The sequence below is a fragment of the Curtobacterium sp. ME26 genome (assembly GCF_903970945.1).
Lineage (GTDB): Bacteria > Actinomycetota > Actinomycetes > Actinomycetales > Microbacteriaceae > Curtobacterium > Curtobacterium citri.
This window is the reverse complement of the sequence record NZ_CAJCKG010000009.1, coordinates 32,584-56,815: the sequence shown is the minus strand read 5'-3', so window position 1 is coordinate 56,815 and position 24,232 is coordinate 32,584. Positions and strand designations below refer to the sequence as shown.

Annotated in this window: 24 protein-coding genes; 13 read left to right on the top strand and 11 right to left on the bottom strand. The window is 71.4% G+C overall.

Annotated features, from left to right (window positions below; genetic code table 11):
* Positions 1–33 precede the first annotated feature (33 nt).
* On the top strand, positions 34–921 hold the full coding sequence (locus H7A69_RS05625) for a neutral zinc metallopeptidase (RefSeq protein WP_182046160.1): 888 nt from the start codon (positions 34–36) through the stop codon (positions 919–921).
* 20 nt (positions 922–941) lie between these two features.
* Here H7A69_RS05625 and H7A69_RS05620 read toward each other — a convergent pair whose 3' ends face one another.
* Positions 942–1,856 carry a DsbA family protein gene (locus H7A69_RS05620; RefSeq protein WP_182046159.1) on the bottom strand — a complete coding sequence of 305 codons (915 nt, stop codon included), beginning with the start codon at positions 1,854–1,856 and terminating at the stop codon, positions 942–944.
* A 250-nt stretch (positions 1,857–2,106) separates the two neighbouring features.
* Between H7A69_RS05620 and H7A69_RS05615 the strand changes: the two genes are divergently transcribed.
* Complete coding sequence (locus H7A69_RS05615; protein ID WP_182046158.1) at positions 2,107–3,207, top strand: ABC transporter ATP-binding protein; 1,101 nt, start codon at positions 2,107–2,109, stop codon at positions 3,205–3,207.
* 103 nt (positions 3,208–3,310) lie between these two features.
* Positions 3,311–4,621 carry a DUF4032 domain-containing protein gene (locus H7A69_RS05610; RefSeq protein WP_069713304.1) on the top strand — a complete coding sequence of 437 codons (1,311 nt, stop codon included), beginning with the start codon at positions 3,311–3,313 and terminating at the stop codon, positions 4,619–4,621.
* A gap of 100 nt (positions 4,622–4,721) precedes the next feature.
* Here the strand turns inward: H7A69_RS05610 and rlmB are convergent, their stop codons facing one another.
* From rlmB to H7A69_RS05590, 4 genes are read right to left on the bottom strand one after another with little or no spacing between them, the layout of a single operon-like run.
* On the bottom strand, positions 4,722–5,732 hold the full coding sequence (rlmB, locus tag H7A69_RS05605; protein WP_069713303.1) for a 23S rRNA (guanosine(2251)-2'-O)-methyltransferase RlmB: 1,011 nt from the start codon (positions 5,730–5,732) through the stop codon (positions 4,722–4,724).
* Between the two features lie 28 nt (positions 5,733–5,760).
* Positions 5,761–7,170: a cysteine--tRNA ligase gene (cysS, locus tag H7A69_RS05600; RefSeq protein ID WP_182046157.1), complete on the bottom strand. Its 1,410-nt coding sequence runs from the start codon at positions 7,168–7,170 to the stop codon at positions 5,761–5,763.
* Positions 7,171–7,188: 18 nt separating this feature from the next.
* Positions 7,189–8,343: a 2-C-methyl-D-erythritol 4-phosphate cytidylyltransferase gene (gene ispD, locus H7A69_RS05595; RefSeq protein WP_182046156.1), complete on the bottom strand. Its 1,155-nt coding sequence runs from the start codon at positions 8,341–8,343 to the stop codon at positions 7,189–7,191.
* Between the two features lie 48 nt (positions 8,344–8,391).
* The gene (locus tag H7A69_RS05590) at positions 8,392–8,874 is read right to left on the bottom strand and encodes a CarD family transcriptional regulator (RefSeq protein WP_017888066.1); all 483 of its coding nucleotides are present in this window, start codon (positions 8,872–8,874) and stop codon (positions 8,392–8,394) included.
* 158 nt (positions 8,875–9,032) lie between these two features.
* Here H7A69_RS05590 and H7A69_RS05585 point away from each other — a divergent pair, with 158 nt between their 5' ends.
* The gene (locus H7A69_RS05585; RefSeq protein ID WP_182046155.1) at positions 9,033–9,677 is read left to right on the top strand and encodes a hypothetical protein; all 645 of its coding nucleotides are present in this window, start codon (positions 9,033–9,035) and stop codon (positions 9,675–9,677) included.
* 102 nt (positions 9,678–9,779) lie between these two features.
* Here H7A69_RS05585 and H7A69_RS05580 read toward each other — a convergent pair whose 3' ends face one another.
* Both H7A69_RS05580 and H7A69_RS05575 read right to left on the bottom strand, forming a co-directional pair.
* Positions 9,780–10,460 (bottom strand): response regulator transcription factor, encoded by a 681-nt coding sequence (locus H7A69_RS05580; RefSeq protein ID WP_182046154.1) that lies wholly within the window; start codon positions 10,458–10,460, stop codon positions 9,780–9,782.
* Positions 10,457–11,623, bottom strand: a complete 1,167-nt coding sequence (locus H7A69_RS05575; protein WP_069713299.1) for a sensor histidine kinase — start codon at positions 11,621–11,623, stop codon at positions 10,457–10,459. Before H7A69_RS05575 ends, H7A69_RS05580 begins: the two co-directional genes overlap by 4 nt.
* A 158-nt stretch (positions 11,624–11,781) precedes the next feature.
* On the opposite strand from H7A69_RS05575, the gene phoU reads away from it, so the two are divergent.
* Positions 11,782–12,453 (top strand): phosphate signaling complex protein PhoU, encoded by a 672-nt coding sequence (gene phoU, locus H7A69_RS05570; RefSeq protein ID WP_069713298.1) that lies wholly within the window; start codon positions 11,782–11,784, stop codon positions 12,451–12,453.
* Positions 12,454–12,475: 22 nt separating this feature from the next.
* Positions 12,476–13,024, top strand: coding sequence for an AAA family ATPase (locus tag H7A69_RS05565; RefSeq protein ID WP_182046153.1), 549 nt, complete (start codon positions 12,476–12,478; stop codon positions 13,022–13,024).
* Between the two features lie 65 nt (positions 13,025–13,089).
* Here H7A69_RS05565 and H7A69_RS05560 read toward each other — a convergent pair whose 3' ends face one another.
* Complete coding sequence (locus tag H7A69_RS05560) at positions 13,090–13,836, bottom strand: phosphoglyceromutase (protein ID WP_069713296.1); 747 nt, start codon at positions 13,834–13,836, stop codon at positions 13,090–13,092.
* 44 nt (positions 13,837–13,880) lie between these two features.
* Here H7A69_RS05560 and H7A69_RS05555 point away from each other — a divergent pair, with 44 nt between their 5' ends.
* Complete coding sequence (locus tag H7A69_RS05555) at positions 13,881–14,654, top strand: class I SAM-dependent methyltransferase (RefSeq protein ID WP_182046152.1); 774 nt, start codon at positions 13,881–13,883, stop codon at positions 14,652–14,654.
* A 28-nt stretch (positions 14,655–14,682) separates the two neighbouring features.
* Here the strand turns inward: H7A69_RS05555 and H7A69_RS05550 are convergent, their stop codons facing one another.
* From H7A69_RS05550 to H7A69_RS05540, 3 genes are all read right to left on the bottom strand, one after another.
* Positions 14,683–15,750, bottom strand: coding sequence for a YgfZ/GcvT domain-containing protein (locus H7A69_RS05550; protein ID WP_182046151.1), 1,068 nt, complete (start codon positions 15,748–15,750; stop codon positions 14,683–14,685).
* Positions 15,750–16,352 (bottom strand): FABP family protein, encoded by a 603-nt coding sequence (locus H7A69_RS05545; RefSeq protein ID WP_182046150.1) that lies wholly within the window; start codon positions 16,350–16,352, stop codon positions 15,750–15,752. Before H7A69_RS05545 ends, H7A69_RS05550 begins: the two co-directional genes overlap by 1 nt.
* Positions 16,353–16,528: 176 nt before the next feature.
* Positions 16,529–16,810: a hypothetical protein gene (locus H7A69_RS05540; RefSeq protein ID WP_182046149.1), complete on the bottom strand. Its 282-nt coding sequence runs from the start codon at positions 16,808–16,810 to the stop codon at positions 16,529–16,531.
* Between the two features lie 118 nt (positions 16,811–16,928).
* On the opposite strand from H7A69_RS05540, the gene H7A69_RS05535 reads away from it, so the two are divergent.
* The 6 genes from H7A69_RS05535 to pstC all read left to right on the top strand — a co-directional run bounded on the left by H7A69_RS05535 (position 16,929) and on the right by pstC (position 24,224).
* Positions 16,929–17,612 carry a DNA-binding response regulator gene (locus tag H7A69_RS05535; RefSeq protein ID WP_069713293.1) on the top strand — a complete coding sequence of 228 codons (684 nt, stop codon included), beginning with the start codon at positions 16,929–16,931 and terminating at the stop codon, positions 17,610–17,612.
* Complete coding sequence (gene mshD / locus H7A69_RS05530) at positions 17,612–18,460, top strand: mycothiol synthase (protein WP_182046148.1); 849 nt, start codon at positions 17,612–17,614, stop codon at positions 18,458–18,460. The genes H7A69_RS05535 and mshD overlap by 1 nt, the downstream gene beginning before the upstream one ends.
* Before the next feature lie 109 nt (positions 18,461–18,569).
* Positions 18,570–20,735, top strand: coding sequence for an RNA degradosome polyphosphate kinase (locus H7A69_RS05525; protein WP_182046147.1), 2,166 nt, complete (start codon positions 18,570–18,572; stop codon positions 20,733–20,735).
* The gene (locus H7A69_RS05520; RefSeq protein WP_182046146.1) at positions 20,732–21,679 is read left to right on the top strand and encodes an NUDIX hydrolase; all 948 of its coding nucleotides are present in this window, start codon (positions 20,732–20,734) and stop codon (positions 21,677–21,679) included. The genes H7A69_RS05525 and H7A69_RS05520 overlap by 4 nt, the downstream gene beginning before the upstream one ends.
* A 268-nt stretch (positions 21,680–21,947) precedes the next feature.
* Entirely contained in the window at positions 21,948–23,054 is a 1,107-nt protein-coding gene (gene pstS, locus H7A69_RS05515; protein ID WP_069713290.1) for a phosphate ABC transporter substrate-binding protein PstS, read from the top strand.
* Positions 23,055–23,273: 219 nt separating this feature from the next.
* On the top strand, positions 23,274–24,224 hold the full coding sequence (pstC, locus tag H7A69_RS05510; RefSeq protein ID WP_069713289.1) for a phosphate ABC transporter permease subunit PstC: 951 nt from the start codon (positions 23,274–23,276) through the stop codon (positions 24,222–24,224).
* The last annotated feature ends 8 nt before the right edge of the window (positions 24,225–24,232 follow it).

Genomic DNA, 24,232 nt, shown 5'->3' with positions numbered 1-24,232 from the left:
CTACGCGGGCCGGCTGCGGGTACGGTCTGCGGCATGACGTTCAACGACGACTCGAAGCTCAGCGGCGGGAAGGTGCAGCGCCGCGGACGGACGGCCGCGATCGGCGGTGGCACGGTCGGCATCGGCGCGATCGTGGTGTTCCTCATCGCGCAGTTCACCGGGGTCGACCTGAGCGGCTTCGTCGACGACGGCACCACGCAGGTCCAGGACCAGGGCCAGACGGTGCAGCCGGCCGAGGAGTGCCGGACCGGCCGCGACGCGAACCAGCGGGTCGAGTGCCGGATGGAGGGCGCCGCCGAGTCCCTCGACGACTACTGGACCGACGAGTCCCGACAGCTCGGCATCTCGTACGAGACGCCCGGCTTCGTGCTCTTCGACGGGTCGACCGGCACCGGGTGCGGTCAGGCCTCCGCCGCCACCGGCCCGTTCTACTGCCCGCCGGACCGCTCGATCTTCCTGGACACCGCCTTCTACGACGACCTGCAGTCGCAGTACGGGTCCTCCGGCGGTCCGCTCGCCCAGATGTACGTCGTCGCGCACGAGTGGGGGCACCACGTCCAGCAGCTCCAGGGCACCTTCGCGGACACCGACCGCTCCGGCACCGGGGCGTCGTCGGGCAGCGTCCGCGTCGAGCTCCAGGCGGACTGCTACGCCGGGGCGTGGGTCGGTTCGGCCGCGACGACCGAGGACGCGGACGGCCGGACGTTCTTCGAGCCGATCAGCCGGTCACAGATCGCCGATGCCCTGTCCGCGGCGAGCGCGGTCGGCGACGACAGCATCCAGGAGCGGGCGACCGGTCGCGTCGACCCGGACTCGTTCACGCATGGCTCCAGCGAGCAGCGCCAGGCCTGGTTCACCCGCGGGTACGAGCGCGGCGCGACCGCGTGCGACACGTTCAGCGTGCCGGGGTCGTCCCTCTGACCGAGATCCGGACCGGCTGATCAGTCGCCGGACGGGCTCGGGGTCGCGCTGGCCGAGGGGGTCGGCGTGGGCGTCGACTCGGTCGAACCGGCCGCTGACACCACGAACGTGCGGAAGTCGTCGTTCGTGATGGGCGAGGTCAGCTCGTACTGCTTGCCGTTCACCAGCACCAGCGGCGGTCCGGGGAAGGCGTCGAGCGTCGAGCCCGGGATGTCGCCGTCCGTCACGTCGGTCGTGCGCTCGTCGACCCACTTCGCGTACGTCTGGTCCTGGATGCAGTCGCGGATCGCCGCCTGGTCCTGCACGCCGTCGACGCCGGTGACGATCCGCTCGAGCTGCGCGTTCGTCAGACCGGACGTGCCCTGCTCGGGCTGCCGGGCGAAGAGCGCCTGGTTCACGGCGTAGAACTGCCCCGGGGAGCGGTCGGCCACGCAGGCCGCCGCGTTCGCCGCCCGGAGCGAGTACTTCGTGCCCTGCGACCGGTTGGTCAGCACGGCCACCGGGTGGATGTCGACCGTGGCGGCGCCGGAGTCGACCAGGCTCGCGATGTAGTCGCCGTTCGCCCGTTCGAACTGCGCGCACGTGTCGCAGAGGTAGTCGACGTACATGGTGATGCGGACCGGGTCCGAGGCGTCGGTCGCACTCGGCGACGGCGACGCGGGCGCCCCGACGGGCTGCAGACCCTGCCCGATGGTGATCCCGCCCTGCGACATCGTCGACGGGCCGGGACCGGCGGGCTTGACGGAGTCGACGAGCACCAGCGTCACGACGGCGACCGCCGCGAGGAGCACCACACCGAGCCCGATCCGGAGCCCGAGCCGCGTCCCGCGCTGCCGACGCTTCTGCTGCGTCCGTGCTCGCTGGGCACGCTGCCGTGCGGCTTCTCGTCGTTCGTTGCGCGCGGCGCGTGCGTCACCCTCGGGGCGGTTGGTCATGCGTCGATGGTCCTCACGTTGATCCTGACGTCCGTGCGGCCTTCCCCCGGTACGCCGGACGGACCCACCGATGGTAGTGGTCCTTCCTGGGACCAGCCAACCAGGTCGTCCCCGACACTGGCGCTGCCCGGGGAAGTCGTGTTGTATGAGCAGCGATGGTCGACGGCGACCATCCGGGGCCCCCTCGGGCAACCGCTTCACAACGGATCGTCCGGCACGTACCTGCCGGTGAAGGAAGGATCGAACGCTCATGGCGTCCGTCACCTACGACAAGGCAACCCGTCTCTACCCCGGAGGCACCCGCCCCGCGGTCGACTCCCTCGACCTGGACGTCGCCGACGGCGAGTTCCTCGTCCTCGTCGGCCCCTCGGGCTGCGGCAAGTCCACCTCCCTGCGCATGCTCGCCGGCCTCGAAGAGGTCAACTCCGGCGCCATCCGCATCGGCGAGCGCGACGTCACCGACGTCCCGCCGAAGGACCGCGACATCGCGATGGTGTTCCAGAACTACGCGCTGTACCCGCACATGACCGTCGCCGAGAACATGGGCTTCGCGCTCAAGATCGCCGGCGTCGGCAAGGAGGAGCGCGCCACCCGCGTGCAGGAGGCCGCCAAGCTCCTCGACCTCGAGCAGTACCTCGGCCGCAAGCCGAAGGCGCTCTCCGGTGGTCAGCGTCAGCGCGTCGCGATGGGTCGCGCGATCGTCCGTCAGCCCCAGGTGTTCCTCATGGACGAGCCGCTGTCGAACCTCGACGCCAAGCTCCGCGTCCAGACCCGCACCCAGATCGCGTCGCTCCAGCGCCGCCTCGGCGTCACCACGGTCTACGTCACGCACGACCAGACCGAGGCGCTCACCATGGGCGACCGCATCGCGGTGCTCAAGGACGGCATCCTGCAGCAGGTCGGCTCGCCGCGCGACCTCTACGAGAAGCCGAACAACGTGTTCGTCGCCGGCTTCATCGGTTCGCCGGCCATGAACCTGCTCCCGGCCGACGTCATCGAGGGCGGCATCAAGTTCGGCACGCTCAACCACCCGATCGACCGCGACACCCTGTCGAACGCCCGCTCGGGCAACGTCACGGTGGGCATCCGCCCGGAGGACGTCATCGTGTCGACCTCCGGCGAGGGCCTGCCCGTCACGGTCGACGTCGTGGAGGAGCTCGGCGCCGACGGCTACCTCTACGGTCACGCCGACGTGAACGGCCAGCGCACCGACATCGTCGCGCGCGTCGACGGCCGCTCGCACCCCTCGATCGGCGACACGATCGTCATCGCGCCGAAGCAGGGCCACGTGCACGCCTTCGACACCGAGTCGGGCGAGCGCCTCGACGACAAGGCCGTCATCAGCGCCTGACGCGCGAACAGCCGGACGGGAGGCGCGGTGCCAGCTGGCACCGCGCCTCCCGTCTGTGAGACCGCCGGACCGACACCGGACACCGCACCGACAGGAGCCACCCGTGCCCGACTCCCTCGCCATCACCGCCGCCACGGTCGACCCCGGTCTGCTCGACCTGCCGTGGGACGTCCCGCTGGAGGACTGGCCGGACGACGTCATCGTCGCCCTCCCGAAGGGCATCTCGCGGCACCTCGTCCGCTTCGTGCACCTCAGCGGGTACGTCGCGGCGGTGAAGGAGACGGGTGAGGAGGTCGCACGCTCGGAGTACGAGATGCTCCGCACCCTGCAGCGCATGGACGTGCCGTGCGTGGACCCGGTCGCCGTCATCACGAACCGCGTCGACGAGCACGGTGAGCCGCTGCACCCGGTGCTCGTCACCCGGCACCTGCGGTTCTCGCTGCCCTACCGCGCGCTGTACTCGCAGACGCTCCGCCCCGAGACCGCCACGCGCCTCGTCGACGCGCTCGCCCTGCTGCTCGTCCGCCTGCACGTCATCGGCTTCTACTGGGGCGACGTCTCCCTGTCGAACACCCTGTTCCGCCGCGACGCCGGAGCCTTCGCCGCGTACCTGGTCGACGCCGAGACGGGGAAGCTCTACCCCGGCGGCCTGTCGAACGGGCAGCGCGAGAACGACCTCGAGGTCGCCCGCGTGAACATCGCCGGTGAGCTCCTCGACCTCGAGGCCGGCGGGCGCCTCGACGAGAACGCCGACGCCGTCGACGTCTCGAACCGGATCGTCGCCCAGTACCGGACGCTCTGGAAGGAGCTCACCGGCACCGAGCAGTTCGACGTCAAGGAGCGGTGGCGCATCAACGACCGCGTCGAACGGCTCAACGCGCTCGGCTTCGACATCGAGGAGCTCTCGATCCACACGACCGAGGGCGGGTCGCAGGTGCGCATCCAGCCGAAGGTCGTCGACGCCGGGCACCACCAGCGTCGGCTGCTGCGCCTGACCGGCCTCGACGCCGGCGAGAACCAGGCCCGCCGACTGCTGAACGACCTCGACGCGTACCGGGCACGCAACGGCCGCGACCAGCTCGACGAGGAGATGGTGGCGCACGAGTGGGTGTCGCGGGTGTTCGAGCCCGTCGTCCGCTCGATCCCGCGGGACCTCCGGGGACGGCTCGAACCCGCCGAGGTGTTCCACGAGCTGCTCGAGCACCGCTGGTACATGTCCCAGGAGGAGGAGCGCTCGGTCTCGCTGCCCGAGGCCACCACCGCGTACATCAACGACGTGCTGCGCCACCGTCGTGACGAGCGCCTGCTCATCAACCCGCCGACGTCGTCGATGACCCTGCCGATCCCCGTGGTGGACGACGACGGGTCGGCGGACGAGTCCGACGACGTCGAGGACTGGCGCGCCTCCGTCTGACGGCCCCCGCCCGCTCGGACGGGAGGCCCGGTGCCGGTCCCGTGGACCGGCACCGGGCCTCCCGCGGTGCGTTGGTTCGCTGGTGCGCTGGTGCGGGCTGCTACTCGGCGCGACGGCGCCGGGCGACCTCCCACAGCGTGACGCTCGCGGCGATGCCAGCGTTGAGGGACTCGGTCGCGCTCGAGATCGGGATCGAGACGACCGCGTCGCAGGTCTCGGTCACGAGTCGGGACAGCCCCTTGCCCTCGGAGCCGACGACGATGACGATCGGCCGGTCGGCGAGCTCGAGCTGGTCGAGCTGCACGTCGCCGTCGCCCGCGAGACCGAGCACGAAGAGCCCCATCGACTTGAGCGACTTCAGGGTCTGGGTCAGGTTCGGTGCCATCGCGACGGGCGTGCGGGCAGCCGCGCCGGCGGAGGTCTTCCACGCGCTCGCCGTCACGCCGACCGATCGGCGCTGCGGGACGATGACGCCGTGGCCGCCGAACGCCGCCGTCGAGCGGATGATCGCACCGAGGTTGCGCGGGTCGGTGATGCCGTCGAGGGCGACCATGAGCGGGACCTCGTCCCGCCCGAAGGCGCGCTCGGCGAGGTCCTCCGCCACGGCGTACTCGTACGCCGGGACCTTGAGGGCGACGCCCTGGTGCACGCTGTCGTGCCCCGTGATGCGGTCGAGCTCCGGCCGCATGATCTCCATGATCGGGACGCCGCGGTGGTTGGCGAGCGCGAGGATCTCCTTGACGCGATCGTCCACCTCGATGCGGGCGGCGATGTAGAGGGTCGTGGAGGGGGTCTTCGTGCGGAGGGCCTCGAGCACCGAGTTGCGGCCGGTCACGAGCTCCGAGTCGTCGGACTTCCGCTGCGGCGGGCGACCGGTGCGCTGCTGCGGCGAGCTCGACGCCCCGTGACGACCACGGGCGGCGTCGAGCCGCTCCTTGGCGGCCTTGCGCTTGCCGGCGGGGTGGTACGGGCGGTCCTCGGCCTTCGGCGTCGGCTTCCGACCCTCGAGCGCCTGGGCGCCCTGGCCGCCGGAGCCGACCTGCTTGTTGCCCTTGCGGCCGGAGCGGACGGCGCCGGGCCGGCCCTTCCTGCTCCCCGAGACGTTCTTCATGCGTAGCTCCTGTTCGGCACTGCCGTGGTCAGGCGATGCTCCAGCGTGTTCCGGACGGTGTGTCCTCGATCGTGATGCCCGCTGCTGCGAGATCGTCGCGGTACCGGTCGGCGGCCGCGAAGTCACGTGCTGCCCGTGCGTCGGTGCGCTCCTGCAGGAGACGCTCGACGAGAGCGGCGAGCGGTGCGGCAGCGACGTCGTGGCCGGTGCCGGACCAGTGGGCTGCGCGCGGGTCGATGCCGAGCACCTCGACCATCGCAGCCACCTGATGGTACGCGGTTCCGAGCGCATCCGCATCGTCGGCGTCGAGGGCGGCGTTCCCGGCCCGGACGGTCTCGTGCAGCACGGCGAGGGCCTGGGGCACCGCGAGGTCGTCGTCCATCGCGGTCCCGAAGGCCTCCGGCACGCCCGGGGCGTCCCGCATCGGGACACCTGCGAGCCGGGCACCGGCGCGCTCGAGGAAGCCCGCGATCCGGTCGTAGGCCGCCTCGGCCTCGACGAGGGAGCCCTCGTGGTGGTCGATCGACGACCGGTAGTGCGCGGCGCCGAGGAAGTAGCGGACCACGGCGGGTCGGGCGGCAGCGAGGAAGTCGGCGGCGAAGATCGAGTTGCCGAGCGACTTCGACATCTTCTGCCCCTCGACGGTCACGAGCCCGTTGTGCAGCCAGTACGACGCGAAGGGGTCACCGGCCGCGGTCGACTGCGCGAGCTCGTTCTCGTGGTGCGGGAAGCGCAGGTCGAGTCCACCGCCGTGGATGTCGAACGCCGGACCGAGGTACCGCCGCGACATCGCGGAGCACTCGATGTGCCACCCCGGTCGCCCGGGACCCCACGGGGAGTCCCACGTGGCCGTGCCCGGCTCGCCCGGCTTCGCGCCCTTCCACAGCGCGAAGTCGCGGGGGTCCCGCTTGCCGCGCGGGTCCGCGTCGGCCGCCTCGACCATGTCCTCGCGGCGCTGTCGGGTGAGGGCGCCGTACGCCTCCCAGCTCCCGGTGTCGAAGTACACGTCGCCGGAGCCGTCGGCCGCCGCGTAGGCGTGCCCGCGCTCGATCAGACGCTCGATGATGTCGTGCATCTGCGGCACGCTCGCCGTCGCCCGCGGCTCGTAGGTCGGGGCGAGGATGCCGAGGGCGTCGTACGCGGCGGTGAACTCCCGCTCGACGCGGTAGGCGCGGGCGAACCACTCCTCGTCGGTGCCGGCGGCCAGGTCGAGCACCTTGTCGTCGATGTCGGTGACGTTCCGGACGAGGGTCACCCGGTAGCCGCGGTACGTCAGCCACCGCCGCCAGATGTCGTAGACGAGGGCGGAGCGCAGGTGCCCGATGTGCGGCGACGACTGCACCGTGGGGCCGCACACGTACATGCTGACCTGTCCGTCGACCAGCGGGACGAGGTCGACGACGGCGGCGGCGCGGGAGTCGTGGAGGCGAACGGTCACGCCCACCACCCTAGGACGTCAGGCCGGTCGGACGACGGCCGTCGCGATCGCGGCGAGCCCCTCACCGCGGCCGGTCAGCCCGAGGCCGTCGGTCGTCGTGCCGGAGACGGCGACCGGAGCGCCGACGACGGCGGCGAGTGCGGCCTGCATCTCGTCCCGCCGGCCGCCGATGCGGGGGCGGTTGCCGACGACCTGCACCGTCACCGAGGTGGGGACGAGGCCGGCCTGCCGCAGGAGCTCGACGGCGCCGCGGACGAACACGTCGCCCGCCGCACCGGCGTAGCGCGGGTCCGACGTGCCGAAGCGGCCGCCGATGTCGCCGAGCGCGCCGGCGGACAGCAGGGCGTCGCACACCGCGTGCGCGACCGCGTCGCCGTCGCTGTGCCCGGAGAGGCCGGGTTCGCCGGGGAAGTCGAGGAGTCCGACGCGGCACGGCGATGCGGCGTCGAACGCGTGCACGTCGACTCCGAGGCCGATCCGCACCGTCGACGCCGCGGCACCGGCGACGAGCGCCTCGGCCCGGGCGAGGTCCCACCGGGTCGTGATCTTGAAAGCGTCCGCGCTGCCCGGCACGGTGCGGACCGTGCCACCGGCCGCGCGGAAGACACCGGCGTCGTCGGTCTCCGACCGCTGCGAGGACGCGTAGGCCGCGCGGAGTGCTCCGAGCGGGAACACCTGCGGGGTCTGCACCCCGACGAGCGCCGAGCGGTCGACGGTCTCGACGACCTCGTCGCCGTCGACGCGCTTCACCGTGTCGGTCACGGGCAGCGCCGGGACCACGCCGTCACCGGTCGCACGAGCCCGGTCGAACACCGCGTCGAACTGCGCCGCCGGCGTCAGGCACCGCGCGGCGTCGTGCACGCCCACCCACTCGACGCCGTCGGGCAGGGCGTCGAGCCCCGCCTGCACGGACGCGTGCCGGTCGGCGCCGCCCGGCACGACCGCGGTCAGCCCCGCGGCCGGACCGGCGACGGCGCCGACCAGTGCGCGGCACTCGTCGAGCCGTGCAGCCGGGGCGACGACCACGACGAAGGTCGGTTCGGCCGACGTGAACACCGTGCGGACCGCGCGGGTGAGCATGAGTTCGCCGGCGACGGGCACGAACGCCTTGGCGTCGCCGATGCCGAGCCGGGTCCCCGAGCCCGCCGCAACGACGACGACCGCCCTGCTCACCCGGTCGGGGAGCAGGACGGTCGTCGTGTGGTCCAGTGGTGGCCCGCGCTAGGAGGCGAGGACCTCGTCGAGGACGGTCGATGCCTTGTCCTCGTCGGTCTTCTCGGCCAGGGCGAGCTCGGAGATCAGGATCTGCCGCGCCTTCGCCAGCATCCGCTTCTCCCCCGCGGAGAGCCCGCGGTCCTGGTCGCGGCGCCAGAGGTCGCGGACGACCTCGGACACCTTGATGACGTCACCCGACGCCAGCTTCTCCAGGTTCGCCTTGTACCGACGCGACCAGTTCGTGGGCTCCTCGGTGAAGGGCGCTCGCAGGACCTCGAAGACCTTGTCGAGGCCCTCCTTGCCGATGACGTCGCGGACGCCGACCAGGTCGACGTTGTCCGCCGGTACCTCGATCGTCAGGTCGCCCTGCGTCACGCGCAGCTTCAGGTAGACCTTCTCCTCACCCTTGATGACGCGCGTCTTGACTTCAGAGATGGTTGCCGCCCCGTGATGGGGGTAGACGACGGTCTCGCCGACCTCGAATTGCATGTATCAGGCTCCGTTCCCAGGATCCCCAGTTTACCACAGGGGCACCTCGGCCACGGGGGCCTGGGCACCTGCCCTCCCCGGCGATCGCTAGGATGGAGCCGGACCGTCCGGTCCACAACGTGATCTTCCGGAGGAATCTCTTGCGAGCTCGGGTACTCGTGTCCGTCGCCGTTGCGGCATCCATCGCGCTCGGCGCCACCGGCTGCGAGTTCATGTCGCCCGCGCACACCAAGGAGATCAAGCAGATCACCGACGGCGTGAACGTGACGACCGGCGACCTCGACATCCGCAACGCGCTCTTCATCTCGGACGACGCCGACGACGCCCGCTTCATCGGCACGCTCATCAACCGCGACGCCTCGGACGACATCACCCTGTCGATCGAGGTCGGGGGCGACACCCAGACCGTCGTGGTCCCGGCGAACGGTCGCGTCGACCTCGGCGCGAACACCCCGTCCTCGGCGAGCACCGCCGGCGGCGACTCGCAGGAGGGCGCCGGCTCGCAGGGCTCCGAGGTCGCGGACTCGAAGGCCGTGCTGTTCGACGCCTCCGACGTCGTCGCCGGGTCCCTCGTGAAGACCTACTTCTCGTACTCCGGTGCCGAGGGCGTCTCGGCGTCCGTCCCCGTCCTCACGAGCTCGCTCGAGGAGTACCAGACCCTCGCACCGACCCCCACCCCGTCGAGCTCCGCGACCTCGCCGTCGGAGAGCGGCAGCCGCCCGACCGGTGACGCGACCGCTCCGGGCACGCAGCCGAGCGACTCGCAGACCGACTCGTCCGAGGGCGACAGCGGCTCGAACTGACCACGCTGCGCGCCGGACCGGCGCGCACCAGACGCAACGCACCGGAGGCCCGGTGCCGGCCTTCCGGACCGGCACCGGGCCTCCACTGCGTGACAGCTCGCGTCAGCCCTCGATCCGGTACCCCAGACCGCGGACCGTCACCAGGATCTCCGGGGCGCTCGGCACCCGCTCGATCTTCGAGCGGATCCGCTTGATGTGCACGTCGAGCGTCTTCGTGTCGCCGAAGTAGTCGGAGCCCCACACCCGGTCGATGAGCTGCCCGCGGGTCAGCACCCGGCCGGCGTTGCGGAGGAGCAGCTCGAGGAGCTCGAACTCCTTGAGCGGCATCGGCGTCTCGGACCCGTCCACCGACACCGTGTGGCGCTCGACGTCCATGCGGATGCCACCGACCTGCAGGATGCCGCTGTCGCCCGGGTCGTCCTCGGTCCGACGGCGCAGCACCGCCCGGATCCGCGCGAGCAGCTCCCGCGTCGAGTACGGCTTCGTCACGTAGTCGTCGGCGCCGAGCTCGAGCCCCACGACGATGTCCACCTCGGAGTCCTTCGCGGTGAGCATGATGATCGGGACGTTCGACCGGGTGCGGACCTGGCGGCACACCTCGGTGCCGCTCAGCCCCGGCAGCATGAGGTCGAGCAGCAGGAGGTCGGGGTCCTCCGCGTCGAACTTCGACAGCGCGGTCACGCCGTCCGCGGCGACGGAGGTCTCGTAGCCCTCTCGCTGCAGGAGGAACTCCAGGGGCTCGCTCAGGGCCGGCTCGTCGTCGACGATGAGGATCTTGGTCACGATGGCTGCTCTTCCAGTTGCTCTTCGAGTGCGGTGGTGAGGTCGGGATCCGCCTCGGGCAGGCGGATCGTGAAGGTCGAGCCCTTGCCGGGCTGGGACCAGACGCGCACGTCGCCGCCGTGGTTGCCGACGACGTGCTTGACGATCGCGAGTCCGAGTCCGGTCCCGCCGGTGGCTCGCGACCGTGCCGGATCGACGCGGTAGAACCGCTCGAACACGCGGTCGAGATCGGACTCGGGGATGCCGACGCCCTGGTCGGTCACCGCGATCTCGACGAACCCCTTCGACAGCCGCACGCCGACACCGACGCGTGTGTGGTCCGGGGAGTACTTGACGGCGTTCGCGATGAGGTTCGACACCGCGACCTGCAGCAGCCCCGGGTCGCCCATGACCCGCAGCTTCGACTTCTTCGCGCGCACCAGCTCGATCGACCGTGCCCGCGCGACGACCTCGTTCGCGTCGACGGCGGCCTGCACGACCTTGTCGATCGACGTCTCCTCGCTGTTCTCGAGCGTGTCGACGGACTGCAGGCGGGACAGCTCGATGATGTCCTTCGTCAGGGCGCCGAGCCGCTCGGACTCGGTGACGAGCTGCGAAGCGAACTTCTTCACGTGGTCCGGGTCGTCGGCTGCGAGCACGAGGGTCTCGGAGAGCAGCCCGATGGCGCCGATGGGCGTCTTGAGCTCGTGCGAGATGTTGGCGACGAAGTCGCGACGGACCTCGTCGATGCGCCGGCTCTCGGTCAGGTCGTCCGCCGTCAGGAGCACGTACCGGTTGCCGAGCTGCGCGGCCCGGAAGCTCAGGTAGCCGATCAGCTCCCCGCGTCGGCCGCGCGGGAGCTCGAGGTCCTCGGAGCCCATCTCGCCGCTCCGACGGACCCGGTCGACGAGCTCGACCAGCTCGTCGTGCACGAGCTTGCGCCGGACCACCAGCCCGACCGTGAGCGCCTGCGGGGACGCGGCGACGACCGTGTTCGACGGGTCGACGACCACGGCCGGGTTGTGCATCGTGGCGATGACCGCGGCGACACCGTCGGGCAGCGTCCGCTCGGCGACGTCGGCTGCCCGGGCCGTGCGCTCGGCCGTGATGATCAGCACCACGACACCCGCGCCGAACACCCCGCCGAGGAGCATCGACAGTGGCACGAGCCACGCGTTGTCCATGCCGCCAGTGTAGGGACGGTCACACGGGGTTCCGACGCCGTTCACCCGCCCGGGCCTGCTCTCCCGCTGCTCGGGACGAGGTGTTCAGCCGCAGGTCACCGTTCGTTCACCTGGGCTGACGACACTCGTCCGGTACGCATCAGAGAGGCACATCCCCCATGCGCGAAGTCTTCCAGCAGGAGCTCCAGGACGTCCAGGAGCGTCTGACCGAGATCGCCGGGCTCGTCGAGTCCGCGATCACCCGTGCGACCCAGGCGTTCAGCGAGTCCGACGTCGCCCTCGCCGAGGAGGTGATCGCCGACGACGCCAAGATCGACCAGGCGGCGAACAGCCTCGACGAGATCGCGATCGACATCCTCGCCCGCCAGGCCCCGGTCGCCCGCGACCTCCGTGTCGTCGTGACCGCCCTCCGCGTCAGCTCCTCGCTCGAGCGCATGGGCGACATGGCCGAGCACATCGCGCAGCTCGCCCGCCAGCGCTTCCCCGAGAAGGTCGTGCCGAAGGGCCTGCGCCCCACGTTCAAGCAGATGGGCGCGCACGACGTGCAGATGGCCCAGAAGCTCACGCGCCTGCTCGCCACCGAGGACATCGCCCTGGCCGCGGAGATCCGCGACGAGGACGACGCCGTCGACGAGCTGCACGCGAGCGTGTTCGACTTCGTGCTCGGTGAGACCTGGAAGGGCAACCCGATCGACACGGTCGACGCGACCCTCGCCTCGCGCTACCACGAGCGCTTCGCCGACCACGCGGTCTCGATCGCGAAGAAGGTCGAGTACCTGGCGACGGGCGACTGGGCCGGCGCCGCGTCGGTGACGACCTCCCCCGCCTGACGGGTTCTGCCAGGATCGTGGCATGGCTCAGGTCGCGATCGTCGTCAACGGGATGCCCGGTTCGGGCAAGAGCACGGTCGGGGCCGCCCTGGCCGAGGTGCTCGGCTGCCCCTTCCTGTCGAAGGACCGGGTCAAGGAGCCCCTCGCCGACGTGGTCGGTCCGATGATCGGCTCCCGCGAGCTCGGGGGCATCGCCATGGACACGATGTGGTCGATGGCACGGGCCGTCGAGAACGGGGTCGTCCTCGACGCCGTCTGGCTGCCGTCACGGGACCGCGACCGCCTGGAGGCCGGGCTCGCCACCGCCGGTTCGCCGCGCGCCGTCGAGGTCTGGTGCCACGTCGACCGGGTCACCGCCGCAGAGCGGCTGCGCGACCGGTACGAGCCCGGCACCCTCCCGGTCCGGCACGAGGTGCACGGCGACCTGACGGACGTGCTCGCGTTCTGGGACGAGCACGGCGACACCGCCGAGCCCGTCGCGCTGCCGGGCGTCCCCGTCGTGCGCGTCGACACCGGTCGGCCGTACGACGTCGGTGCGCTCGTGCAGGAGATCGCCGCGCACTTCGTCTGAGATCGCGCCCCGGACGACCGAACGCCCCGCCGGAGACCGGCGGGGCGTTCGTCGTCGTGCTGGTGCTACTTCTTGGCGCCCTGTGCGGCGACCGCCGCGGCACCGGCGGCGGCGGCCTCGGGGTCGAGGTAGTACGAGGGCTTCGTGGGGCGGAAGTCGTCGTCGAGCTCGTACACGAGCGGGATGCCCGTCGGGATGTTGAGGCCCGCGATGTCGTCGTCGGAGATGCCGTCGAGGTGCTTCACGAGCGCGCGCAGCGAGTTGCCGTGGGCCGTGACGAGGACGGTCTTCCCCTCGCCGAGGTCCTTCGTGATGTCCGACTCCCAGTACGGCAGCAGACGGTCGATCACGAGCTTGAGCGACTCCGTGCGGGGCAGCTGGTCGCCGAGCTCGGCGTAGCGGCGGTCCCCGGCCTGCGACCACTCGGCGTCGTCGGCGATGGGGGGCGGCGGGACGTCGAACGACCGACGCCACTCCATGAACTGCTGCTCGCCGTACTGCTCGAGCGTCTGGGCCTTGTCCTTGCCCTGCAGGTCGCCGTAGTGGCGCTCGTTGAGGCGCCAGTCGCGCTTCACCGGCAGCCAGGCCAGGTCGGCCTCGAGCAGCGCGATGTCGGCGGTCTGGATCGCCCGGGTCAGCAGCGACGTGTACAGGACGTCCGGAACGATGCCCGACCCGGCGATGAGCTCGCCGGCGCGCTTCGCCTCCTTCTCGCCCAGCTCGCTGAGTCGGACGTCGACCCAGCCGGTGAACAGGTTCTTCTGGTTCCAGTCACTGTTGCCGTGACGCAGCAGGACGAGCGTGGAGGTCATGCCCCGAGTCTACCGAGCGGGTGCGCCTCGGTACCCTGGGCTGCATGCCCATCGGGAACGTCACGCGCGGGACCACCGGGTACAACCGGCTCCGTCGCGTCGACCGGTGGATCGCGACGCTGCCGGCGCTCCGGCGCACCGCCGACCCGCTCGTCGCGGACGTCGGCTACGGCGCCCGCCCGACGACCACCCTCGAGCTCCGCGACCGGCTGGTGCGGGTCCGTCCCGACGTCGAGGTGACGGGCATCGAGATCGAACCGGCCCGGGTCGCGCTCGCGAATGCAGGCACCCGGGACGGGGTGACCTTCCGGCTCGGCGGCTTCGAGACGCCGACGCCCGGCGGTCGCCGGCCCGTCGTGATCCGCGCGTTCAACGTCCTGCGGCAGTACGACGAGTCCGCCGTGGTCGACTCGTGGCGGATCATGCAGGACCGGTTGCAGCCCGGTGGGGCGCTCGTCGAGGGCACCTGCAACGAGGTCGGCCGGGTGGCGTCCTGGGTGACGCTCGACGAGCACGCGCCGCACACCTTCACGGTGTCGCTGCGGGTCGCCGACCTCGAACTGCCGAGCATCGTCGCCGAGCGGCTGCCGAAGGCGCTCATCCACCGGAACGTCCCCGGGGAGCGGGTGCACGCGTTCCTGCTCGACCTCGACCGGGCGTGGGCCGTCGCCGCCCCGCTCGGCACGTACGGCCCGCGGCAGCGCTGGATCGCCACGGTGCAGGGCGTGCGCGACCGGGGCTGGCCCGTGCTGCACGGGGTGTCCCGGTGGCGCCTCGGCGAGCTCAGCGTCCCCTGGTCGGCCGTCGCCCCCGCCTGAGACGCGGAGGACCGGCCCGGCGCCCGGGCTACGAGCGGCGGACGGCGCCGAGTCGCGGCAGGCGCGGGACGTTCGCCGTCGCGCCGGCGCCGGGCGGCACGATGACCTCCTGCGCGGCGGTGACGACGACGTCGTCCACGGTGAGCGTCAGCGTCGCCTCGGGGTCGAGCGAGCGCTTCACGACGGCGAGACCGATCGGCCCGAGCTCGTGGTGGAGCGCCGACGCGGTGAGCCGCCCGACCTCGTTCCCGTCGAGCTCGACCGCGGTGCCCGGCGCTGGGAGCACGCCGTCGGAGCCGTCGAGGTGGAGCATGACGACCCGACGCGGCGGATGACCGAGGTTGTGCACCTTGGCGACGGTCTCCTGCCCGCGGTAGCAGCCCTTCGACAGGTGCACGGCGGAGCGGAGCCAGTCGAGCTCGTGCGGGATCGTCCGGTCGTCGACGTCGGTCAGGGTCGGGCGCCAGGCGGCGATCCGCAGCGCCTCGAACGCGAGCAGCCCCGCGACCGGCGCACCCGTCGCTGCCAGCGCGGCCGCGGCCTCCGGGGTGACCACGTCGATGCGGAGGGTCCAGTCGGAGCCGGGGTGGGCCTCCCCTGCGGCGTAGCCCCACCCACCGGGCGCGACCGACGACCACGGGTCGACCCACTCGACGACCACGTCGTCCGGGGCGGACGACCCGTCGAAGCGGCCGAGCGTGACGAGGTCCGCCGAGCGGTCGGCGACCTCGACGCGGAGCATGAAGCGCATCGTGTCGAGCCACGCGGCGAGCGGTGCCGCGTCGGCGGGCTCGGTGAGGAGCCACGCGACCGATCCGTCGTCGACGACGCGGGCGGCGTGCTCGACCCGACCGGACTGGTCGAGCACGAGCGTCTCGGTGCTCGCTCCCGGCTCGAGCCCGGTGAGCAGCTGCGACGTGATCGAGTTGAGCCAGGAGAGCCGGTCGGGACCGCTGACCGTGACGACGCCGAGCCCGAGCTCGACGACCGCGCGACCGGCGGCGAGCGCGCGCTGCTCGCCGGTCGGGTTGCCGAAGTGCGCCGCGGGCCCCTCCGGTGCGGCGACGAAGCCCGGACGGTCGGCGAAGACGGCCATCAGTCGACCTTCGCGAGCTGCCCCGAGGCGTGCGAGGTGAGCTGCTGCCCGAGTGCGGCGATGTCCCAGGCCCAGAACAGCTTGCCCTCGACCAGGCCGTAGAGCCGGGTGGCGGCCGAGTAGTCCTTCGCGTTCGGCGAGCGCATCACCGCGTCGGTGGCCAGGTCGATCCGGCCCTTCCTGACGCGGCCGACGTAGAGCTCGTTGACGCCCGTCGGGTGGATGATCGCGGCCTCGACGTCGAAGCCGTCGGTGGTGTTGCGGAGCGCCTCGACGCTCTCCACCGTGGTGAAGGGCACCGGACCGTCGCCCATCAGCATCGCCGGACCGCGGTCACCGGGCTCGCTCGGGCGGTCGATGCGCCAGTAGCCCATCTCGGCGGCCAGCGGCGTGTGCTCGTCGTCGAGCAGCCACGAGGTCGACGAGTAGTTGAGGTAGGGCAGCCCGTCGTGGCTGAAGCTCACGCGCTGGCCGAACTCGTACTTCCGGGGCTCGTCCTCGCCGTCCACGGGGTACTCGACGACGCCCGTGCCCTCCCAGACACCGACGAGCCACGACAGCGGAACGAGTTCGGGTGCCAGGCCCTCGGGCAGTTCGATCAACGCTGACCCTTGAACAGCTTCACGACGACGACGACCGAGATGAACGCGATCGCGAGCGACGCCAGGCCGAGGAGGCCCACGTAGAACAGCTCGAGCGCAAGCAGCGAATCCATGCCGCGAGTCTACGCGGGACGCCTGACGGCGCCAGGGCCGGGCACCGCGGGTCGCGCGGGCGGTCAGCGCGCCAGCAGGACCACGGCGGTCACGAGCACGACGACGAACGCCCCGGAGGACGCGATGCTGATCCGCTCGACCAGCCCGTCCTTCGTCGCGGTGATGAGCTGCAGCACGAAGCTGACGAGCACGCACAGCACGAACACGAGGAGCAGCCACGCGAAGGAGTCCTGCCGCGTGAGGGTGAGGACGAGCACCGCGCCGACGACCGCGAGCACCCACACCGGCAGCACGGAGGTCAGCCGCAGACGGCGCTGGTCGAGGGGCGGGACGGGCTCGGTCACGCGCTCCATCATGACAGGGCCGTGCCCGCGTGGGCGTCGGACCGACCGGCCGGTCGGCGGGCGGTTGCGCGGGCATCACTAGGATGGCTCCACGACTCCCCCTCGTTCTGGAGGTCCTGTGGCCCAGCTCCTGGTACTCACCTCAGCCGCGCCCGGCGACGTCCTGCCGAGCCTCGGTCTGCTGAGCCACCGGATCCGTCACGTCCCCGCCGAGGCCGCCCAGCTGGTCAACGCGCCGCAGAGCGACCTGATGTTCGTGGACGCCCGCACCGACCTGGTCAGCGCGAAGGCCCTCTGCAAGATCCTCGCGACGAGCGGGTCGACGACGCCGATCGTCCTCGTCGTCACGGAGGGCGGTCTGACCGCCGTGAACAGCGAGTGGAACGTCGAGGACGTCGTGCTCGAGACCGCAGGTCCGGCCGAGGTCGACGCGCGCATCCGCCTGACCACGGGTCGCGCCGCCAAGAACCCGACGGGCTCGAAGATCCAGGCGTCCGGCGTGGTCATCGACGAGGCCAGCTACTCGGCGAAGGTGCGCGGACGCCCGCTCGACCTGACCTTCAAGGAGTTCGAACTCCTCCGCTTCTTCGCAACGCACCCGTCGCGGGTGTTCACGCGTGAGCAGCTCCTCAGCGAGGTCTGGGGCTACGACTACTTCGGCGGCACGCGCACGGTCGACGTGCACGTGCGACGGCTCCGCGCGAAGCTCGGCGACCTCGAGTCGCTCATCGGCACCGTCCGGAACGTCGGCTACCGCTTCAACGTCCACGACGACGAGGCCGAGCGCCTGGCGGACCGGTAGTGCTCGCCGTCGTCGAGATGCTCGCGAGCGCGTCGGTCGCCTCGGGCGAGGCGCCGCCGTTCTCCGACCAGACCCTGGTCGACGTGCGCGCCGGCCGCGCGACGGTGGTCGGCGACGAGCGCGGGGTGGCGGTCGTCCGTGACGGCGAGCTGGAGCTCGTGGTCGCCCGGGAGGCCCGTGGCCAGGGCGTCGGCTCGGCCCTCGTCGCGCAGGTGCTCGCCCCGGGCGGCGGGGCCGCGACGCCGCCGGACCCCACGCCCCGGCTCGCGTGGGCGCACGGGGACCACCCGGCCGCACGCGCGCTCGCCGACCGGTACGGCTGGACCGCCGTCCGCACGCTCCTGCAGCTCCGGGCGCCGATCGCCACCGAGCCCGTCGACCCGCGGGTGCCGGAGGGCTGGAGCCTCGACGCTTTCCGCGCCGGGGACCCGGCCGACGAGGACGCCTGGCTGACCCTGAACGCGGCGGCCTTCGCGCACCACCCCGAGCAGGGTCGGATGACGCTCGACGACCTCCGTGCCCGCGAGGCCGAGGCGTGGTTCTCCGGCGACGACCTCCTGCTCCTCCGCGACGCCGACGGGGCGCTCGCCGGATCGTGCTGGCTCAAGGTCGAGGACGGCATCGGGGAGTTCTACGCGGTGGCCGTCCGGCCCGACCTGCAGGGGCAGGGTCTCGGCGGCGTGCTGATGCGCGCGGGGACGGCGCGTCTGGCGGGCCGGGGCCTGACCGCGGCGGCGCTCTACGTCGAGGGCGACAACGAACCGGCGCTGGCGCTCTACCGCCGGTCGGGCTTCACCCGGCACGCGATCGACGTGCAGTACGCCGCGGACGACGCCGAGCGGTCCTGACCGGGCCGGTCCTGACCGGGCCGTTCCCGAGACCCCTCGTTCACCCGCGCGCTCCCCGGCGTCCACCCGCGCTCCACCGACCGTGCCGGGCGGGTGGCAGGATGGCGACATGGACACCGAACCGCAGCTCGACGGCGAATCCGTCGCCCCCGACCTCGACGACTTCGACGAGGTCGTCGAGATCGAGCACGAGTCGCTGCCCTCGGACCGCTACTTCGACCGCGAGCTGAGCTGGCTGCGCTTCAACCAGCGCGTGCTCGAGCTCGGCGAGGACCGCACGCAGCCGCTCCTCGAGCGCGCGAACTTCCTGGCGATCTTCGCCTCGAACCTCGACGAGTTCTTCATGGTCCGGGTGGCCGGGCTGAAGCGCCGCATCGACACCGGCATCGCGGTGCCGACGAACGTGGGCCGCGCCCCGAGCGACGTCCTGCGGGACATCGCGGCGAAGGCGCACGAGCTGCAGGACCGGCACGCCCAGGCGTTCATCGACTCGCTCAAGCCGGACCTCGACGCGGCGGGCATCCACGTCGAGCACTGGTCCGACCTCGACGAGGCCGACCGGCTGCGCATGCGCGAGTACTTCAACGAGCAGATCTTCCCGGTGCTCATGCCGCTCGCGGTCGACCCGGCGCACCCGTTCCCGTACATCTCCGGGCTGTCGCTCAACCTCGCGGTCCGCGTCCGGAACCCGAAGTCGCAGCGCCAGGAGTTCGCGCGCCTCAAGGTCCCGCAGAACTTCTCGCGCTTCATCGCGCTGCCCGACGACGGCTCCGGCCGGATGCGCTTCATCCCCCTCGAGGACCTCATCGCGAACCACCTCGACGACCTGTTCCCGGGGATGGAGGTCCTCGAGCACCACGTGTTCCGGGTCACCCGCAACGAGGACGTCGAGATCGAGGAGGACGAGGCCGAGAACCTCATCCAGGCCCTCGAGCGCGAACTGCTCCGCCGTCGGTTCGGACCGCCGATCCGTCTCGAGATCACCGAGGACATGGACCCGGTGACCCTCGACCTGCTCGTGCGCGAGCTCGACGTCACCGAGCAGGAGGTCTACCGCCTGCCGTCGCCGCTCGACCTGGGCGGACTGTTCGAGATCGCCAAGATCGCCCGTCCCGACCTGCACTACCCGCGCCACGTGCCGACGACGCCGGTGCAGTTCCAGCCGGGCGAGCCGAACACGAAGCCCGACCTGTTCCGCGCGATCGCGGCGCGCGACGTGCTCGTGCACCACCCGTACGAGTCCTTCGCGACGAGCGTGCAGGCCTTCCTCGAGCAGGCCGCCGCGGACCCGAACGTGCTGGCCATCAAGCAGACGCTGTACCGGACCTCCGGTGACAGCCCCATCGTCGAGGCACTGATCGACGCCGCCGCCGCGGGCAAGCAGGTGCTGGCGCTCGTCGAGATCAAGGCGCGCTTCGACGAGCAGAACAACATCGGGTGGGCCCGGAAGCTCGAGAAGGCCGGCGTGCACGTCGTCTACGGCCTGGTCGGGCTGAAGACGCACTCGAAGCTGGTGCTCGTGATCCGGCAGGAGGGCGGCACCCTCAAGCACTACAGCCACATCGGCACGGGCAACTACAACCCGAAGACCTCGCGCATCTACGAGGACATGGGGCTGTTCACCGCGGACGACACCGTGGGCAAGGACCTGACGCGGCTGTTCAACGAGCTGTCCGGCTACGCGATCGAGAAGAAGTTCAAGCGCCTGCTCGTCGCGCCGCTGCACCTCCGCAAGGGGCTCGTGAAGCGCATCCAGGCCGAGGCCGAGAACGCCCGCGCCGGGAAGCCGTCCGGCATCCGCATCAAGGTCAACTCGATGGTCGACGAGCAGGTCATCGACGCGCTCTACCTCGCGAGCCAGGCCGGGGTGCCGGTCGACGTGTGGGTCCGGGGCATCTGCTCGCTGAAGCCCGGCATCGAGGGTGTGAGCGAGACCATCCGCGTCCGCAGCGTCGTCGGCCGCTACCTCGAGCACTCGCGGGCTTTCACGTTCCACAACGACGGCGACCCGCTCGTCTTCATCGGGTCGGCCGACATGATGCACCGCAACCTCGACCGCCGCGTCGAGGCACTGGTCCGCCTCGTCGACCCCGCGCACACCGCCGAGGTCCAGGAGATGTTCGACCTCGCGATGGCGGACACCACGAGCTCGTGGCACCTCGAGTCCGACGGCGAGTGGACACGCCACTCGACGGACGACGACGGCCGCCCGCTCGCGGACGTGCAGAATGTGCTCATGCGGAAGATCTCGGCCCGGAAGCGCTCGGCTCGGTGAGCGGCGGCCCCTCGGGCCCCGTCGTCGCGGCGGGGGCGGTCGTCTGGCGCGAGCGCGACGGCGTCCCGCTCGTGCTGCTCGTGCACCGTGACCACCACCAGGACGTGTCCCTGCCGAAGGGCAAGGTCGACCCGGGCGAGAGCGTCCCGACGACCGCGGTCCGCGAGATCGCCGAGGAGACGGGGTACCGCGTGCACCTCGGTGCGCCCCTCGGCACGGCGGAGTACGTCCTGCCGAGCGGCCGCGACAAGGTCGTGCACTACTGGTCGGCGCGCGTCGGCTCGAAGGAGTTCGAGCGGGCCGGGCGGTTCCGCCCCAACGACGAGGTCGCCGCCATCGACTGGGTGACGATCGACGACGCCCGCGCCCGGCTCACGTACGAGCGGGACGTCGCGATCCTCGACCGCTTCGCCGAGCGCGTCGCGGCCGGCGAGCACCGCACGTTCGCGCTCATCGCGCTCCGGCACGCGAAGACCGTGCCCGGATCGGACTGGGACGGCCCCGACGCCACCCGGCCGCTGCTGCCCGTCGGACGGTCGCAGGCCAGGGCCGCCGCCGCCCCGGTCGCGGCCTTCGGCCCGAAGAAGATCGTCAGCAGCACGGCGGCGCGGTGCCTCGCGACCGTCGAGCCGCTCTCGGCCCGGACGAAGATCGGTGTCTCGAGCACGGCCGACATCAGCCAGGACGCCCACGACCGGGGCGCGGCCGACGTCAAGGGCGTGGTGCAGAAGCGCATCGCGAAGGCGAAGTCGACCGTCCTGTGCTCGCACGGGCCGGTCCTGCCGGACATCGTCGCGCGCATCGCCGCGGCGACGGCCGACGACCGCCGTCGCTTCGACCTCCGGCGGGCCGCCATGCTGTCCGTCGGGGACTTCGCGGTCCTGCACATCGCCGGCGAGAAGCTCGTCGCGGTCGAGACCCACCGGAACACCGTCCCGGCCTGACCGGAAGCGGACCGACGTGGCGGAGCTGCGCCGCGCCTCCAGACCGATGCGTCTGCATCATCCGGATCGGCGCACAGTGAGACCGATCATGCACCCGCTCGCGCGTCCGCGCACGTGTTCCGGACCGGGCACAACCCCTCGTTCACCTCCCGTTCACCGATGAGCGTCATCCCCGTCACCTCGCGTCCCTACAGTCGCTCCCGGGTCAGCACCGGCCCGAGGGACCAGCAGCGGTCCCACCTGCAATGACATTCCCGAAGGGACCCCTGTGAACATCAAGCGATTCGGTTCGATCGCAGCGATCGCGATCGCCGGCGCCGTCGTGCTCTCCTCCTGCGCGGCGAACGAGGGCGGCAGCGGCGAGTCCGCGGCTCCGACCTCGAGCTCCGGCACCGACTACTCGAAGCTCTCGGGCACGCTGACCGGCTCCGGCTCCTCCGCACAGCAGACCGCCGAGGCCACGTGGGCCGCCGGCTTCCAGAACGTCGCCTCCGGTGTGACGGTCAACTACTCGCCGGACGGCTCCGGCGCCGGCCGCAAGAACTTCATCTCGGGTGCGGCGGACTTCGCCGGCTCCGACGCCGCGCTCAAGGACGAGGAGCTCTCCGGCTCCTTCGACCTGTGCAACGCCAAGGCCATCGACATCCCGGTCTACATCTCCCCGATCGCGATCGCCTACAAGATCGACGGCGTCAGCGACCTGACCCTCGACGCGAAGACCATCGCGGGCATCTTCTCGGGCAAGATCACCAAGTGGAACGACTCGCAGATCGCCGCGCTGAACGACGGCGTCGACCTGCCGGACGCGAACATCACGGTCGTGCACCGCTCGGACGACTCGGGCACCACGCAGAACTTCTCCGAGTACGTGTCGGCGAACGCGTCGGACGTCTGGACCGAGGCTCCGAGCCAGACCTTCCCGTACCAGGTCGGTGACTCGGCGAAGGGCACCTCGGGTGTCGCGTCGGCGATGGCCAGCGCCTCGAACGCCATCACCTACATCGACGACTCCGGCGCCGGTGACCTCGACAAGGCCAAGCTCATGGTCGGCGACAAGGCCACCGAGATCTCGGCCGAGGGCGCTGCCAAGGTCGTCGCGGACTCCGAGACGGTCTCCGGCCGTGAGGACAACGACCTCGCGATCGACATCAACCGCAAGGACACCGCCGAGGGTGCGTGGCCGCTGGTCCTCGTCTCCTACGCGATCGCCTGCCAGGAGTACAAGGACTCCGCCAAGGGTGAGCTCGTGAAGGGCTACCTCGACTACGTCGTCTCGAAGGACGCGCAGGACGCCGCCGCGAAGGAGGCCAAGTCGGCCGCCCTCTCGAGCGACCTCGCGGAGAAGGCCGCGAAGGCCGTCGCCTCCATCAAGTAACGCCCCCTGAGCACCCGGACGCCGGTCCCACCCAATCGACCGGCGTCCGGGTTCTCGCCCGTCCGGCCCAGCTCCCGACGACCGTCCGGCCCCGCGCCCGACGCCAGTCCGGCCCAGCGCCCGACGACCGCCCGGCCCGAGGCCGGGAACCCCGCACCACCCCGTCGCCTCCCCCGGCCGCTCCTGACGGAGCACGGCCTCCCCTCCGACAGGAGTCCCATGACGACCGCACCGGCCCAGCCAGGGGCCACCGTCTCGCCCACCAAGCCGAAGGCCGTCGTCCGCGTCGGCGACCGGGTCTTCTCGACCGCCTCGGTGGTCGCGGGCAGCCTGATCCTCTTCGTGCTCGTGCTCGTCGCCGCCTTCCTGGTCTGGCAGAGCATCCCCGCGTTCAGCGCGAAGGTCGGCGAGCTGCCGAACAACGCGACGAGCTTCTGGGACTACGTCGGTCCGCTCGTCTTCGGCACGATCTGGTCCGCGCTCATCGCACTCGTCTTCGCGGTGCCACTGTCGCTCGGCATCGCCCTGTTCATCTCGCACTACGCCCCGCGACGCATCGCGCCGCTGCTCGGCTACGTGATCGACCTGCTGGCCGCGGTGCCGTCGGTCGTCTACGGGCTCTGGGGCATCGTGGTCCTGGCGCCGTTCGTCAAGCCGTTCTACGGCTTCCTCAACGAGTACCTCGGCTGGTTCCCGCTGTTCTCCGGCCAGGTGTCCGGTACCGGCCGCACGATCCTGACCGCGTCGATCGTGCTCGCGGTGATGGCGATCCCGATCATGACCGCGGTCATGCGCGAGATCTTCCTGCAGGCGCCGACCCTCAACGAGGAGGCCGCGCTCGCCCTCGGGGCGACCCGGTGGGAGATGATCCGTCTGTCGGTCCTGCCGTTCGCCAAGTCCGGCATCGTGTCCGCGATCATGCTCGGCCTCGGCCGCGCGCTCGGCGAGACGATGGCGATCGCCCTGGTGCTCTCGGTGTCGACGAACGTCACGTTCCAGATGCTGACCTCGCTCAACCCCTCGACGATCGCGGCGAACATCGCGCTGCAGTTCGCCGAGGCGTCCGGCACCGCGTTGAACGCCCTCGTCGCGTCGGGCCTGATCCTCTTCGTCATCACCCTGCTCATCAACATGCTGGCGCGCTACATCGTGCGCAAGCGGGTCTCCTGAGAGGTCGC